This window comes from Streptomyces sp. NPDC050145 (assembly GCF_044460245.1).
GTDB lineage: Bacteria > Actinomycetota > Actinomycetes > Streptomycetales > Streptomycetaceae > Streptomyces.
In genome coordinates this window covers 233,209-248,246 of the sequence record NZ_JBITJS010000013.1, presented here as the reverse complement: position 1 = coordinate 248,246, position 15,038 = coordinate 233,209, and the positions used below count along the sequence as shown (strand labels likewise).

At 71.8% G+C, this 15,038-nt stretch carries 9 protein-coding genes and 1 pseudogene; 8 read left to right on the top strand and 2 right to left on the bottom strand.

The window, feature by feature from the left end; all coding sequences use genetic code 11:
- The first annotated feature begins 39 nt into the window (after positions 1-39).
- The 6 genes from ACIBTU_RS26490 (at position 40) to ACIBTU_RS26465 (ending at position 8,229) form a co-directional block, all read left to right on the top strand.
- Positions 40-966, top strand: a complete 927-nt coding sequence (locus ACIBTU_RS26490; RefSeq protein WP_399128946.1) for a TIGR03619 family F420-dependent LLM class oxidoreductase — start codon at positions 40-42, stop codon at positions 964-966.
- A gap of 32 nt (positions 967-998) precedes the next feature.
- Complete coding sequence (locus tag ACIBTU_RS26485; RefSeq protein ID WP_399128945.1) at positions 999-1,784, top strand: SDR family NAD(P)-dependent oxidoreductase; 786 nt, start codon at positions 999-1,001, stop codon at positions 1,782-1,784.
- 125 nt (positions 1,785-1,909) lie between these two features.
- Positions 1,910-3,034, top strand: coding sequence for an LLM class flavin-dependent oxidoreductase (locus ACIBTU_RS26480; protein WP_399128944.1), 1,125 nt, complete (start codon positions 1,910-1,912; stop codon positions 3,032-3,034).
- Positions 3,035-3,185: 151 nt separating this feature from the next.
- Positions 3,186-4,925, top strand: coding sequence for an amidohydrolase family protein (locus tag ACIBTU_RS26475; RefSeq protein ID WP_399128943.1), 1,740 nt, complete (start codon positions 3,186-3,188; stop codon positions 4,923-4,925).
- Positions 4,922-6,394, top strand: coding sequence for an aldehyde dehydrogenase family protein (locus tag ACIBTU_RS26470; protein WP_399128942.1), 1,473 nt, complete (start codon positions 4,922-4,924; stop codon positions 6,392-6,394). The genes ACIBTU_RS26475 and ACIBTU_RS26470 overlap by 4 nt, the downstream gene beginning before the upstream one ends.
- A 269-nt stretch (positions 6,395-6,663) precedes the next feature.
- Positions 6,664-8,229, top strand: a complete 1,566-nt coding sequence (locus ACIBTU_RS26465; RefSeq protein ID WP_399128941.1) for an APC family permease — start codon at positions 6,664-6,666, stop codon at positions 8,227-8,229.
- Between the two features lie 322 nt (positions 8,230-8,551).
- Here the strand turns inward: ACIBTU_RS26465 and ACIBTU_RS26460 are convergent.
- Positions 8,552-10,062: pseudogene (locus tag ACIBTU_RS26460) on the bottom strand (CehA/McbA family metallohydrolase).
- Between the two features lie 175 nt (positions 10,063-10,237).
- Between ACIBTU_RS26460 and ACIBTU_RS26455 the strand changes: the two are divergent.
- Complete coding sequence (locus ACIBTU_RS26455) at positions 10,238-11,089, top strand: LLM class F420-dependent oxidoreductase (protein ID WP_399128940.1); 852 nt, start codon at positions 10,238-10,240, stop codon at positions 11,087-11,089.
- A gap of 108 nt (positions 11,090-11,197) precedes the next feature.
- Positions 11,198-13,786 (top strand): bifunctional FO biosynthesis protein CofGH, encoded by a 2,589-nt coding sequence (locus ACIBTU_RS26450; RefSeq protein WP_399128939.1) that lies wholly within the window; start codon positions 11,198-11,200, stop codon positions 13,784-13,786.
- A 42-nt stretch (positions 13,787-13,828) separates the two neighbouring features.
- On the opposite strand, the gene ACIBTU_RS26445 is transcribed toward ACIBTU_RS26450, so the two are convergent.
- Entirely contained in the window at positions 13,829-14,944 is a 1,116-nt protein-coding gene (locus ACIBTU_RS26445; RefSeq protein WP_399128938.1) for an ADP-ribosylglycohydrolase family protein, read from the bottom strand.
- Positions 14,945-15,038 lie beyond the last annotated feature (94 nt).

Here is a 15,038-nt window from a genome sequence, read left to right as displayed (position 1 = left end):
GGGCGGGGCTGGACACGCCACAGACAGGGAGATCCGGGCATGGCGCGGCTCGCGTACGGCATTCAGCTCCCGATCCAGTCCCAGAGCACCATGTACGCCGAATCGTGGGAGGCGGCGGCGGGGGTGGACGAACTCGTGTCCATCGCCCGTGCCGCCGAGCGCGGAGGGTTCGACTACGTCGCGTGCTGCGATCACGTCGCCATCCCGCATCGGCTCGCCGACGCGATGTCGACCACCTGGTACGACCCCGTCGCGACCCTCGCCTATCTGGCCGCCGCCACCGAACGGGTGCGGCTGCTCAGTCACGTGGCCATCGTGGGGCTGCGGCATCCGCTTGTCTCCGCGAAGCAGTACGCCACCCTCGACCATCTCAGCGGCGGGCGGCTCGTGCTGGGGGTCGGGGCCGGGCATGTGCAGGAGGAGTTCGAGGCGCTCGGGGTGGACTTCGCGCGGCGCGGGGCCGTGCTCGACGAGAGTGTGGACGCGCTGAAGGCGGCGCTGGGGCCCGAGGAGTTCCCGGAGTACAAGGGGGAGCTGTTCGCGTTCGAGGGGCTCGGGCAGCGGCCGCGGCCCGCGCAGCGCCGGGTGCCGGTCTGGGTCGGGGGGTCCTCCGCGCCGGCCGTGCGGCGGGCCGCGCTCAAGGGGGACGGCTGGCTGCCGCAGGGCGACCCGCGCGACCGGCTGCCCGAGAAGATCGCCACGCTGCGCCGGCTGCGCGCGGAGGCCGGGATCGAGGCCCCGCTGACCGTCGGCGCCATCGCCGAACCCCTCTACGTGGGCGAGCCCACGTGGGCCGTCGGGCGGCGCACCCTGTCCGGCGCCCCGGACGCGCTCGCCGAGTCGCTGCGCGCGTACGCCGCGATGGGCGTCGACCAGATCCAGGTCCGCTTCCGCAGCCGCGGCAGCGCCGAGCTCGTCGACCAGATCGCGGCGTTCGCCGCCGAGGTCGCCCCGCACCTCGACTGATCCACCAGGACCCCGAGCGAAGGAGATCGACCATGGGAAAGCTTGACGGGCGCGTCGTGCTCATCACCGGCGCGGCCCGCGGACAGGGCGAGAAGGAGGCCCGGCTGTTCGCGGCCGAGGGGGCGAAGGTCGTGATCGCCGACGTGCTCGACGACCAGGGCGAGGCCGTCGCCAAGGACATCGGGAGCGGCGCGGTCCACGTCCATCTCGACGTCAGCAAGGAGGAGGAGTGGCAGGCCGCCGTGGAGGCCGCCACCGGTGCCTTCGGCAAGATCGACGGGCTGGTCAACAACGCCGGCATCCTGCGCTTCAACGAGCTGACGTCCACGCCACTGGACGAGTTCCAGCAGATCGTGAACGTGAACCAGGTGGGCGCCTTTCTGGGGATCAAGACCGTCGCGCCGGTCATCGAGGCCGCGGGCGGCGGGACCATCGTCAACACCGCCTCCTACACGGGCGTGACGGGCATGGCGTACGTCGGCGCGTACACCGCCACCAAGCACGCCATCGTGGGGCTCACGCGGGTGGCCGCGCTGGAGCTGGCCGCGAAGAAGATCCGGGTCAACGCCGTGTGCCCCGGCGCGATCGACACCGCGATGAGCAATCCGTCGCAGCTCGACCCCACCGCGAACACGGAGGAGGCCGCCGAGGCGCTCGACGAGCTGTACCGCAAGCTCGTGCCGCTCGGCCGGGTCGGCAAGCCCGAGGAGGTCGCGCGGCTCGCGCTCTTCCTCACCGCCGAGGAGGACTCGGCGTACATCACCGGGCAGCCGTTCGTGATCGACGGCGGCTGGCTGGCCGGGGTCAGCGTCCTGTGAGGACGAGGAGCAGGCGACCACCGAGCTGACGTTGCGTCAGGTATTGACGGTCACCTGCTCCGGTGGAACAGTCGTGACATCCAATCTGACGGTTCGTCAGAAACTGACGAGGACGGTGAACCTCCTTGGAATTCGGGCTCTTTGTACAGGGATACGTGGGCAAGCAGGCGCTGACAGACCCGACCGCCGAGCACCGCGCGCTCATGAACGAGACCGAGTACGTCATCCAGGCGGACAAGTCCGGCTTCAAGTACGCCTGGGCGTCCGAGCACCACTTCCTGGAGGAGTACTCGCACCTCTCGGCGAACGACGTGTTCCTCGGGTACCTGGCGCACGCGACCGAGCGCATCCACCTCGGGTCCGGCATCTTCAACCCGCTGGCCCAGGTCAACCACCCGGTGAAGGTCGCCGAGAAGGTGGCCATGATGGACCACCTCAGCGAGGGGCGGTTCGAGTTCGGCAGCGGGCGCGGGGCCGGCTCGCACGAGATCCTCGGCTTCTTCCCCGGTGTGACGGACATGAACTACACCAAGGAGATCTGGGAAGAGACCATCGCCGAGTTCCCGAAGATGTGGCTCCAGGACGAGTACGTCGGGTTCCAGGGCAAGCACTGGTCGCTCCCGCCGCGCAAGATCTTCCCCAAGCCGCACGGGAAGTCGCACCCGGGCATGTGGTACGCCGCCGGGTCCCCGGCCTCGTACGCGATGGCGGCCAAGAAGGGCCTCGGCGTCCTCGGCTTCAGCGTGCAGAAGGTCTCCGACATGGAGTGGGTCCTGGAGCAGTACAAGACCGCCATCCAGGAGGCCGAGCCGATCGGTGACTTCGTCAACGACAACGTCATGGTGACCTCGACCGCGATCTGCGCCGAGACCCACGACAAGGCCGTCGACATCGCCGTCAACGGCGGGCTCAACTACCTGCAGTCGCTGGTCTTCCGCTACCACGACACCTTCCCGCGGCCCGAGGGCATCCCCGAGTGGCCGGAGGTGCTCCCCGAGTACAACCGGGAGATCATCGAACTCCTCATCGCCGAGGAGCTCATGATCTGCGGCGACCCCGACGAGGTGCTCCAGCAGTGCAAGCGCTGGGAGCAGGCGGGCGCCGACCAGCTGTCCTTCGGGCTGCCCATCGGGATCTCGCACGAGGACACGCTGAACTCGATCAAGCTGATCGGGGAGCACGTCATTCCGAAGATCGACACGGATCCGGTCCACCGGACGACGCGGTTCCGGAATCAGGCCGGGGCCTGATCCGCTGAGCTGCCCCGGCTCTCCTCCTCCCGGACAGGAGAGCCGGGGCGCTGTACATCCAGCCCCTCCGGCGATTGAGGAGCGGGGTCCGGGGCGGAGCCCCGTGACAGGGGGACGTCGTCCAGAACCGATCACATCTGGGAGCACAGGCATGCTCGATCACCTCATCAAGGGCGCCACCGTCGTCGACGGGACCGGCGCTCCCGCCTACGTCGCCGACGTCGGCGTCCGTGACGGACGGATCGCCGTCATCGCCGAGCCGGGCCAGGTCGCCGAAGAGGCCAGGCGCAGCGAGGACGCCTCGGGGCTCGTGCTCGCGCCCGGATTCGTCGACCCGCACACCCACTACGACGCCCAGCTGTTCTGGGACCCGTACGCCACGCCCTCCCTCAACCACGGGGTGACCACGGTCGCGGGCGGCAACTGCGGGTTCACGCTCGCCCCGCTCAACCCCGCGCGGCCCGAGGACGCCGACTACACGCGGCGCATGATGTCCAAGGTCGAGGGCATGTCCCTGGTCGCCCTGGAGGAGGGCGCCCCGTGGACCTGGAACTCGTTCGGGGAGTACCTCGACGCGCTCGACGGACGGATCGCCGTCAACGCCGGCTTCATGGTCGGGCACTGTGCGCTGCGCCGCTACGTGATGGGCGCCGACGCGGTCGGCGGACAGCCCAGCGAGCAGCAGATGGAGCAGATGCTGGAGCTGTTCCACCAGGCCATGGACGCCGGGGCCTGGGGGCTCTCCACCACGCAGTCGTCCACGCACTCGGACGGCGACGGCGCGCCCGTCGCCTCGCGGCACGCGCTGCCCGCCGAACTGATCGCGCTCAGCCGGGCCGTCGGCGAGCACGAGGGGACACAGCTGGAGGCGATCGTCGCCGGGTGCCTCGACCAGTTCGACGACGACGAGATCGATCTCTTCGTCGAGATGAGCGCGGCGGCCGGACGACCGCTCAACTGGAACGTCCTCACCATCGACGCCGCCGTGCCGGAGCGCGTCCCGCGCCAGCTCGTGCCGAGCGAGCGGGCCCGGAAGGCGGGCGGCCGGATCGTCGCCCTCACCATGCCGATCCTCACGCCGATGAACATGTCGCTCGGCACCTTCTGCGCACTGAACCTCATACCCGGCTGGGGCGAGATCCTCGGCCTCCCGGTCGACGAGCGGATCGACAGGCTGCGTGACCCGGACGTGCGCGCCGAGATGCTGCGCCGCGCCGACAGCAAGGAGGCCGGCGTCTTCCGGCGGCTCGCGCACTTCGGGCGGTACGTCATCGGGGACACGTACTCGGAGGCCAACGAGGGCCTGACCGGGCGGGTCGTGAAGGACATCGCCGCCGAGCGCGGCCAGGAGCCCTTCGAGTGCCTCGTCGAGATCTGCGCGGCCGACCGGCTCCGTACGGTCCTGTGGCCCATGCCCACCGACAACGACCCGGACTCCTGGACACTGCGCGCCGAGACCTGGCAGCACGAGGACGTCATGCTGGGCGGCTCCGACGCCGGCGCCCACCTGGACCGCATGTGCGGCGCCCCGTACACGACCCGCTTCCTCGGGGACTGTCTGCGCGGGCGCAAGCTCGTCGGACTGGAACAGGCCGTGAAGATGCTGACCGACGACCCGGCCCAGCTGTTCGGGCTGCGCGAGCGCGGCCGGATCCAGGAGGGCTGGCACGCCGACCTCGTCCTCTTCGACCCGGAGGCGATCGACGCAGGCAAGGCCACCCTGGTGCACGACCTGCCCGGCGACAGCCCCCGCCTGGACTCCAAGGCCCTCGGCATCAACGCCGTGTGGGTCAACGGTGTCGAGGCCATACGTGACGACGTGGTGAGCGGCGCCGTGCCCGGCAAGGTGCTGCGCTCCGGACAGGACACACGGACGGTGAGCACCAAGTGACGTACACAGAAGGCAGGTTGTTCGTCGGCGGCGAGTGGGTCGAGCCGGGCGGCGGGCACTACGACGTGATCGACCCGGCGAGCGAGCAGGTCGTCGGGCCCGCGCCCGAGGCGTCGAAGGAGCAGGTGCGGGACGCGGCGCGGGCCGCCGCGGACGCGTTCGGGCCGTGGTCGCGGACCCGGCCAGAGGAGCGCGCCGCGATCCTCGACCGCGCCGCCGACCTCATGCAGCGCGACTTCGCCGCGAACGCCGTGCTGGCCCAGGCCGAGAGCGGGGCCACCTCCGCGACCGCGCGGGGCATGCAGGTCGCGGTGGGCGTGGCCCGGTTCCGGCGCTACGCCAAGGGGGCCCTGGAGCCGGTCGAGCAGGGGCTGCCGCCGCAGATCAACGAGGCCGGGCCGATGGGGAAGGCGGGCGTCGTGGGGGCGCTCGCCCTGCGCCGGCCGGTCGGCGTCGTCACCTGCATCACCTCGTACAACAACCCGTGGGCCAACCCGGCGGGCAAGGTCGCGCCCGCGCTCGCCATGGGCAACACGGTCGTCGTGAAGCCGGCCCCGCAGGACCCGCTGTCCGTGTTCCGGATGGCGGCCGCCCTGGAGGAGGCCGGGGTGCCGCCGGGCGTCGTCAACGTCGTCAGCGGGTCCGCCGCCGAGGTCGGACAGGCCGCGGTCGAGGCGCCCGAGGTCGACATGGTCAGCTTCACCGGCTCCACGGCCGTCGGGCAGGCCATCGGCGAGGTGTGCGGGCGGTCCATGAAGCGGCAGCTGATGGAGCTGGGCGGCAAGGGCGCGGCGATCGTCTTCGGCGACGCGGACCTCGACGCGGCCGTCGCCGGGATCGGCACCACGTACGCCTTCTACAGCGGGCAGATCTGCACGGCCCCGACCCGGGCGCTCGTGCACCGGTCGGTGTACGACGCGTTCGTGGAGAAGCTGCGCGGCTACATCGGCTTCATGAAGGTCGGGGACCCGCGGGTGAAGGGCACGGTCGTCGGGCCCGTCATCTCCGCCGCGCACCGCGACCGCGTCGAGTCGTACGTGGAGCTCGGCCGCAAGGAGGGCGCCACGGTCGTCGCGGGCGGCGAGCGGCCGGACGGTGACGGTCTCGGCACCGGGTTCTACGTCGCGCCGACGCTGCTCGCGGACTGCACCAACGACATGCGGGTCGTCCGCGAGGAGATCTTCGGGCCCGTCGTCGCGGTCGTGCCGTTCGACGGGGACGAGGACGAGGCGGTGGCGCTCGCGGACGACAGCGACTACGGGCTCATCGACTACGTGTGGTCCGGCGACGTCGCGAAGGCGTTCCGGGTCGCGCGGCGGCTGCGGGCCGGCGGGGTCGGCGTGAACACGATCGCCCGGAACATGGAGGCGCCCTTCGGCGGCTTCAAGAAGAGCGGGGTCGGGCGGGACGTCGGCTCCTACGCGCTGCACGCGTACAGCGAGCTCCAGTCGATCGTGTGGCCCGGGTGACGCCGTCCCGCCGGGGCGATGAGTGACGGAGCCGGTGGGTTCCGTGAAGTGATGTAGTTCGCACGGAAATTTTCTGAACGGGCAAAACGGACCCGGCTGCGATTCCCGAACTCGGGCGCGCGGCCGGGTTCGCCTTTGATCCGATGGTGGCCCCGGGGTCATGGTTATGCGACTGAATGCATTAGGCTGCGCGAGCCATTGATTCCCATGAAGGTCAACTGGGGGTAAACGGCTCAAACGTGGAAATCGCAGGATTTAACGTCCTGTTCATGACTCAGTTGGACGCAGGGCCCTCGACGTCGCGGGCCGCAGACACCCCCGCGGCCGCGGCCGCCGCCGGTGGGGGCAAGGGCCTCGGCGGGAACTCCGTAGGACTCCTCGGCAGCGCCGTGATCGGCGTCTCCACCGTCGCGCCCGTCTACTGCCTCACCTCGACGCTCGGCTCCACCGCCGGAGAGGTCGGGCTCCAGATGCCCGCCGTCTTCCTCGCGGGCTTCCTGCCGATGCTGCTCGTCGCCTTCGCGTACCGCGAGCTCAACAAGGTCATGCCGGACTGCGGCACCTCCTTCACCTGGACCGTGAAGGCGTTCGGGCCGCGCGTCGGCTGGATGTGCGGCTGGGGCCTCGTCATCGCGACGATCATCGTCCTGTCGAACCTCGCCGGCGTCGCCACCTCGTACTTCTGGCTCCTCGCCGGCGAGATCACGAACAACGACTCCATCGCCGCGCTCGACGGCAACAAAGCCGTCCACATCGTCACGTGCCTCACGCTCATCGCCGCCGCGACCGCGATCAGCTACCGCGGCATGACCGCCACCAAGGGTGTCCAGTACACGCTGGTCGGCCTGCAGCTCGTCGTCCTCGCCGTCTTCGTCGTCATGGCGATCTCGAAGGCCGGCTCCGCCGACTTTCCCACCTCGGCGGACTTCTCCTGGTCCTGGATGAACCCGTTCGCCGTGCAGTCCTTCGGCGCGTTCACCGCCGGGCTCTCCCTGTCGATCTTCATGTACTGGGGCTGGGACACCTGTCTCACCGCCAACGAGGAGACCATCGGCAGCGAGAAGACGCCCGGGCGGGCCGCGCTCATCGCGATGGTCGTCCTCGTCGGCTCCTACCTCGCCACCGGCATCGCCGCCCAGATGATCGTCGGCTCCGGCGGCAAGGGGCTCGGGCTCGCCAACCCCGACACCTCCGACAACGTCTTCGCCGCGCTCGCCGGGCCCGTCATGGGGCCCGCCCTCGGCATCCTGCTCTTCCTCGCCGTGCTCGCCTCGGCGGCCGCCAGCCTCCAGACCACGTTCATCCCCGTCGCGCGCACGGTCCTCGCCATGTCCACGTACGAGGCGCTGCCCGCCTCCTACGCCCGGGTCCACCCGCGCTTCAAGACGCCCGGCCGCGCCACCGTCACGGCCGGCGCCGCCACCGCCGTCTTCTACACCGTCATGACGCTGGTCTCCGAGCACGTGCTCGTCGACACGATCTACGCGCTCGGGCTCATGATCTGCTTCTACTACGCCCTGACGGCGTTCGCCTGCGCCTGGTACTTCCGCCGCGAGCTCACCGGGTCCTTCCGCGACCTCGCCTTCAAGGGCCTGTTCCCGCTCCTCGGCGGGGTCCTTCTGACGGCCGTCTTCGTCAAAACCCTCGTCGACATGTGGAACCCCGCGTACGGCAGCGGCTCCTCGGTCCTCGGCGTCGGCTCCGTCTTCGTGATCGGCGTCGGACTGCTGCTCGTCGGCGTCGTCATCATGCTGGTCATGGGCCGCCGGAGCCCGGCGTTCTTCCGCGGCGAGGTCCTGAACCGGGAGACGCCGGTGCTGGTGGTCTCGGAGTAGCCGTCTCCGGCTCCCTGGGGCACGCGGAGCGTGTCTTCAGGGGCGCGGGGAACTGCGCGAGCAACCACGACGGTGGCGCACCCGGCGACGATCCTCGGCCCCTACGGCGGTGACGTCGTAGCTGGGGCCCCGACGAGTCGCGCGCCCCGCGGCCACGCGCCGTAGCGGCCGCGGCTCGTTCCCGACTGCCGCGCCGTCGTGGCTGATCGCGCAGTTCCCCGCGCCCCTGAGAGCGCACTTCGTGCGCCCCAGGGGCGTCGGTCGCGCTCCGCGGCGGAGTCGCTGAACGGCACAGTCCCGCGCCCCTGAGAGCAGGGGAGCGTCACGTTCCCAGGAACACCGGGTTCGTGAAGGCTGCCAGGGGGCCCGGGAGGCCGGGGACAGTGGCGGGGTGGCGGAGTTCGGCTCGGACGTAGGCCGCGTAGGACGGGGTCGTGTGCCAGGTCGCCGAGCCCTCGCCGGAGGCGGGCAGGGGGGCCGAGGTGAAAAGGGTGCCCTCGTCCGTGACCAGGTGGAGGGTGCAGCCGGGGGCGCCCTTCGCCTCCAGGGTCACCGTGACGGGGGTGTCCGCCGGGACCCGGAGGCGTTCGCCGATGCCCGCCGACTCGCCCTTGCCGCCCGTCGCCGTGAAGGTGAGGGACACGTCCTTCGACTCGGCCACGTAGGCGCGGCCCGCGCGCAGGCCCTCCTGGATCGCCGTGCGGGTCAGGTCGTCGGCCAGGACCACCGTCTGGGGGCCGCCGATCCGGTCGGGGTCGCGGTGGGCGTCGCTGTTGCCCATCGCGGGCAGCCAGCGCGCGGAGCCCCGGCGGGCGTAGGAGACCAGGGTGTTGTCCCAGTCGGCCAGGGAGACCTCGTCGTCGGGGGTGTAGGGGCCGTTCCAGACCTCGACCGCGTCCGCGTCGTTCAGGCCGAACTTCCAGGCGCAGCCGATGCAGGTCGCGTGCGGGTGCGCGGGTACGACGAGGCCGCCCGCGCGGCGGATCTGGTCCGCGTAGTGGCCGAAGCGGTTGTCGCGGGCCCGGTAGCGCCAGTCGACGAAGGTGCCGGGATCGGTGCCGAGGGCGACGACGTGACCGTTGCGGGTCGTGATCTCCTCGCCGAGCATCACCAGCAGGTCGTCGCCCGCCACGTCCGCCCAGTGCGCGTGGGAGGTGTGCGTGTTGTGGTCGGAGGTGTTGATGAAGTCCAGGCCCGCCGCGCGGGCGAGCGCGCCGATCTCCGCCGGGGTGCGCCGCCCGTCCGAGTGCCAGGAGTGGAGGTGGCAGTCGCCCCGGTACCAGGCGCGGCCCCGCCCGCGCGCCCGCTCCGGCGGGTACGTGGGGCGCGGGGTGCGGCCCTGCTCGCCGTGGGTCAGGGTCACCGTCACCGCGTAGGGCAGGCCCTCGGGAGCGACCGTGTACGGGCCGAGCGCGATGTGCCAGGTGCCCGCGCGGACCGGCCCCGGGACGTAGCCGGGCGTCGCGTCGTCGGCCCGTACGAAGAACTCGGTGCGGGCCCCGCCCGACCAGCCGCGGAAGCCCTCGCCGCCCAGCGCCGTGCCGCGCTCGTCGAAGAGACCGATGTCCAGGGCGTTGTTCTGCGTGCCGGCCGGGACCGTCGCCTTCGTGTACGTGTAGGCGACGCGGATCTCGCTGGTCCGGGCGGCACCTCCACCGGCAGGTAGACGAAGTCCGGGGCGCCCGGCGGCAGCGTGCCCGTGAGCGTCTGCGTGCTCTGCGAGCCCTCGGCGGCGCTGGCGAAGCTCATGGTGCCGAGGGTAAGGGCGGTGGCGGCCCCGGTCACGAGCAACGCCCGTCTGCCCGGTCCGTGGCGGCTGTCGTCGGTGCACATAGGGCGGCTCCCCAAAGGGTCGACAGTGGGTCGGCGGTGCGCTGAGCGTGAGTCGGCGGTGACGGGTGCGACCCTGGCATTGAGCCGTGAACTTCCCGGCAAGGAAAGGTAATTGCCGGACAAGTCCCGGCGACGGCTGCTGGACTCCGCGTGGGCCCGGCGTTAGGAATGCCGCATGCGGATCTCGACCACGATCTTTCTGACCGACGAGACCATCACGCCCGTGCGTCTCGCCCGCGAGCTCGAACAGCGTGGCTTCGCCGGGCTCTACGTGCCCGAGCACACCCATATCCCGGTCGAGCGCACGAGCCCGTACCCGGGTGGCGGCGACCGCGAGCTGCCCCGCGAGTACACCCGCACCTTCGACCCGTTCGTCGCCCTCGCCCAGGCCGCCGCCGTCACCGAACGGATCACGCTCGGCACCGGCATCACGCTCGTCGCCCAGCATGACCCGATCGACCTCGCCAAGCAGGCCGCCACCCTCGACCATCTCAGCGGCGGCCGCCTCACCCTCGGCGTCGGCTTCGGCTGGAACAAGGAGGAGGCCGCCGACCACGGTGTGGAGTGGGCGACGCGGCGCGAACTGGTCCGGGACCGGATGGGCCTGATGCGGGCCCTGTGGGCCGAGGAACCGACCGCGTACACCGGGGAGTTCACGGGCGCCGTACGCGCCAGCCACACCCACCCCAAGCCCGTGCGGGGCGGCGCCCCCCGCACCCTGGTCGGCGGCGCGGCCGGCCCCAAGCTCTACGAGCACATCTGCGCGTACGGGGACGGCTGGATGCCGCTCGGGGGCGGCGGCCTGAGCCGGACGCTGCCCGAACTGCGGGCCCGCTGGCAGGACGCGGGCCGCGACCCGGCGGCCCTCCAGATCGTGCCGTACGCGGTCCTGCCCAACCCGGGCAAGCTCGCGCACTACGCGGAACAGGGCGTCGAGGAGGTCGTGCTGCAACTGCCGCCCGGCGACGAGGCGACCGTGCTGCGCAGGCTCGACGCCTACCAGGAGTACGTGCGGCCTCCCGCCTAGACAGTCCGGTCCCTGAAGCGGTCCGGCCCCTGAACTGCTCCGGGCTCTCAAGCACTCCTGCCTCGACGCACTATCGAACACTCACCTACTCGCTCGTATGCTCGGCCCATGAGTGATCAGTCTTCGCCGAGCGTGCCCACCGCCAACGCCATGCGCCGCGCGCTGAGAAGGGCCAGGGACGGTGTCGCGCTGGACGTGACGGAGGCCGCCGTGCTGCTCCAGGCGCGCGGCACGGACCTCGACGACCTGACGGCGTCCGCCGCCCGGGTGCGCGACGCGGGGCTCGAAGCGGCCGGCCGGCCCGGCGTCATCACGTACTCGAAGAGCGTGTTCATCCCGCTGACGCGGCTGTGCCGGGACAAGTGCCACTACTGCACGTTCGTCACCGTCCCCGGCAAGCTGCGCCGGGACGGGCACGGGATGTTCATGTCCCCGGACGAGGTCCTCGACGTCGCGCGCAAGGGCGCCGCACTCGGCTGCAAGGAAGCCCTGATCACCCTCGGCGACAAGCCGGAGGACCGCTGGCCCGAGGCGCGCGAGTGGCTTGACGCGCACGGCTACGACGACACCATCGCGTACGTCCGCGCGATATCCATCCGGATCCTGGAGGAGACGGGCCTGCTCCCGCACCTCAACCCCGGGGTCATGTCCTGGACCGACTTCCAGCGGCTCAAGCCCGTCGCGCCGAGCATGGGCATGATGCTGGAGACCACCGCCGAGCGGCTCTGGTCCGAGCCCGGCATGCCGCACTACGGCTCCCCGGACAAGGAACCGGCCGTGCGGCTGCGGGTTCTCGAGGACGCGGGGCGTTCGTCGGTGCCGTTCACGTCCGGGCTGCTCATCGGGATCGGGGAGACGTACGAGGAGCGCGCCGAGTCGCTGTTCGCGCTGCGCCGCGTCGCCCGCTCGTACCACGGCGTCCAGGAACTGATCATCCAGAACTTCCGCGCCAAGCCGGACACGGCGATGCGCGGCATGCCGGACGCCGAACTCGACGACCTGGTCGCCACGGTGGCCGTCGCCCGCCACATCATGGGCCCGTCCGGCAACCTCCAGGCCCCGCCGAACCTCGTCGACGGCGAGTACACGCGCCTCATCGCGGCCGGCATCGACGACTGGGGCGGCGTCTCCCCGGTGACCATCGACCACGTGAACCCCGAGAAGCCGTGGCCGCGCCTGGAGGAACTCGCCGCGCAGTCCCGGGAGGCCGGCTTCGAGCTGCGCGAACGGCTGTGTGTGTACCCGGAGTTCGTGACGCGCGGCGAACCGTGGCTGGACCCGCGCCTGCTGCCGCACGTCCGGGCGCTCGCCGACCCGGAGACGGGGCTCGCCGTCGCGGACGCGCCCGTCGTGGGCCGGCCCTGGCAGGAGCCGGACGAGGGGTACGTCGCGTCGAGCGGCCGCACCGACCTGCACCGCACCATCGACACCGAGGGCCGCACCTCCGACCGCCGGGACGACTTCGACGAGGTGTACGGGGACTGGGAGGCGCTGCGCGAGCAGGCGGCGCCCGGCATGGTCCCGTCCCGCATCGACGCCGACGTGCGCGCCGCCCTGAAGCAGGCCGCCGACGACCCGACCCGGCTCACCGACGACGAGGCGCTCGCGCTGCTGCACGCGGACGGGCCCGCGCTCGACGCCCTGTGCCAGGTCGCCGACGACATCCGCAAGTCGGTCGTCGGCGACGACGTCACGTACATCGTCACGCGGAACATCAACTTCACGAACGTCTGCTACACCGGCTGCCGCTTCTGCGCCTTCGCCCAGCGCCGCACCGACGCCGACGCGTACACGCTCTCCCTCGACCAGGTCGCCGACCGGGCCCAGCAGGCGTGGGACGTGGGCGCGGTCGAGGTCTGCATGCAGGGCGGCATCCACCCGGACCTGCCCGGCACCGCGTACTTCGACATCGCGAAGGCCGTGAAGGAACGCGTGCCCGGCATGCACGTGCACGCGTTCTCGCCGATGGAGGTCGTCAACGGCGCGACCCGCACGGGCCTTTCGATCCGCGAGTGGCTGACCGCCGCCAAGGAAGCGGGCCTGGACTCGATCCCCGGCACCGCCGCCGAGATCCTCGACGACGAGGTCCGCTGGGTCCTCACCAAGGGCAAGCTGCCGACCGCCACCTGGATCGAGGTCATCAAGACGGCGCACGAGCTGGGCATCCGGTCCAGCTCCACGATGATGTACGGGCATGTGGACCAGCCCCGCCACTGGCTCGGGCACCTGCGGACCCTGGCCTCCGTCCAACAGGAGACGGGCGGCTTCACGGAGTTCGTGACGCTGCCTTTCATCCACACGAACGCGCCGGTCTACCTGGCCGGTATCGCGCGCCCCGGCCCGACCTCCCGCGACAACCGCGCGGTCACCGCCATGGCCCGTGTCCTGCTGCACCCGCACATCCCCAACATCCAGACCAGCTGGGTCAAGCTCGGCACCGAGGGCGCCGCCGAGATGCTCCGCTCCGGGGCGAACGACCTGGGCGGGACGCTGATGGAGGAGACCATCTCGCGGATGGCCGGGTCCTCGTACGGCTCGTACAAGTCGGTCGAGGACCTCGTCGCGGTCGCCGAGGCGGCGGGCCGTCCGGCGAAGCCGCGCACGACGCTGTACGGGGAGGTCCCGGAGGAGCGGGTGCGGGCGGCCGCCGCGTCGGACGGGCATCTGCCGCAGCTGCTGCCGGTGTTGGAGGACTGACCCCTTTCAGGACCAGGACCAGGACCAGGACCAGGGCAGGGCTCAGGCGCGCGGGTAGCGGGCCAGCCAGCCGGGGGAGGAGCCCGAGGGCCCGTGCAGGGCGGGCCCCTGGGTCATCTCCATGGAGAAGTCGTCGGCCAGCTCCAGGATCGTGGGCCGGCCCTCCAGCTCGATGATCCAGGCCGGCGGCAGCGCCGTCTCACCGTGCAGCGCCCCGAGCAGGGCCCCGCACACGGCGCCGACCTGCGCGGACGGGCCCCCGTGGTGCACGGCGAGCCGCAGCCCGTGCCGGACGTCCTCGCCGACGAGCGCGCAGTAGACGGCGGCCCCGAGGACCCCCGCCGCGTTGCCGTCGTCGACCAGCTCCATGACGCGCGCCCCGGTCGGCAGGCCCTGCCGGACGGCGCCGAGCGCGTGCTGGAGCGCGTCCGTGACCTGCTGGTGCCCGGGCCGGGCCGCGAGCAGGGCGAGGGCCCGCTGCACCGCCGAGTCGAGCGAGTCGCCGCGCGCCACGGCGTGCACGATCACGGCGTGCGCGCCCGCCGCGAGGTACGCCTCGGGCGCGCCGTGCGTGTGGACGGCGCACTCGACGGCGAGCTGGATGACGAGCTGCGGCTCCCAGCCCACGAGCAGGCCGAACGGCGCGGAGCGGGCCACCGCCTCGGGTCCGGCGTCCTCCGGGTTCTTGGGCCGGTCCAGGGTGCCCATGACGTCGTTGCCGAGCCCGAGCAGCAGGGACTGGGCGGCGCCGCGACGGGAGTACAGCCACTCCTCGCGGGCCAGCCAGCCGTCCTCCTTGCGGCGCTCGTCGGGGCCCCAGTCGCGCTGGGTGGCGGCCCAGCGCAGATAGGCCTTGTGCACGTCGGTGGGCGGGTGCCAGGCGCCGGCGTCGCGCCGCACCTGGGCGCGGATCAGCCCGTCGACGGTGAACAGGGACAACTGGGTGGCGGCCGTGACCGCGCCGATGCGCCCGTACGCGGGCACGAGCTGGGTGCCGACCGTGTCGCCCGGCGCGGTGTCGCCGCCGGACGTCTCGTCGAGCGGCGCGCCGAGGGTGTCGCCGAGTGCCCCGCCGAGCAGGGTGCCCCGCACCCTGCTGCGGAAGTCCTGCTGTTCGGCGCGGCCCCACACGGCCGCGGCGGTGGGCGGTGCGCCCATCGGCCCTCCCCTCGACCTCGGCCACGGATGTCAGCACTGTAATCGACCGGGTGCGACGGCCCCCGTTCGCTTGCGTGACAGTTGCGTGCGGATG

Bases quoted from the DNA above. Each gene is read 5' to 3' on its own strand.
- ACIBTU_RS26450 (WP_399128939.1), top strand. From the start codon at position 11,198: ATGAGTGATCAGTCTTCGCCGAGCGTGCCCACCGCCAACGCCATGCGC.
- ACIBTU_RS26475 (WP_399128943.1), top strand. From the start codon at position 3,186: ATGCTCGATCACCTCATCAAGGGCGCCACCGTCGTCGACGGGACCGGC.
- ACIBTU_RS26490 (WP_399128946.1), top strand. From the start codon at position 40: ATGGCGCGGCTCGCGTACGGCATTCAGCTCCCGATCCAGTCCCAGAGC.
- ACIBTU_RS26485 (WP_399128945.1), top strand. From the start codon at position 999: ATGGGAAAGCTTGACGGGCGCGTCGTGCTCATCACCGGCGCGGCCCGC.
- ACIBTU_RS26445 (WP_399128938.1), bottom strand. From the start codon at position 14,944: ATGGGCGCACCGCCCACCGCCGCGGCCGTGTGGGGCCGCGCCGAACAG.
- ACIBTU_RS26465 (WP_399128941.1), top strand. From the start codon at position 6,664: ATGACTCAGTTGGACGCAGGGCCCTCGACGTCGCGGGCCGCAGACACC.
- ACIBTU_RS26455 (WP_399128940.1), top strand. From the start codon at position 10,238: ATGCGGATCTCGACCACGATCTTTCTGACCGACGAGACCATCACGCCC.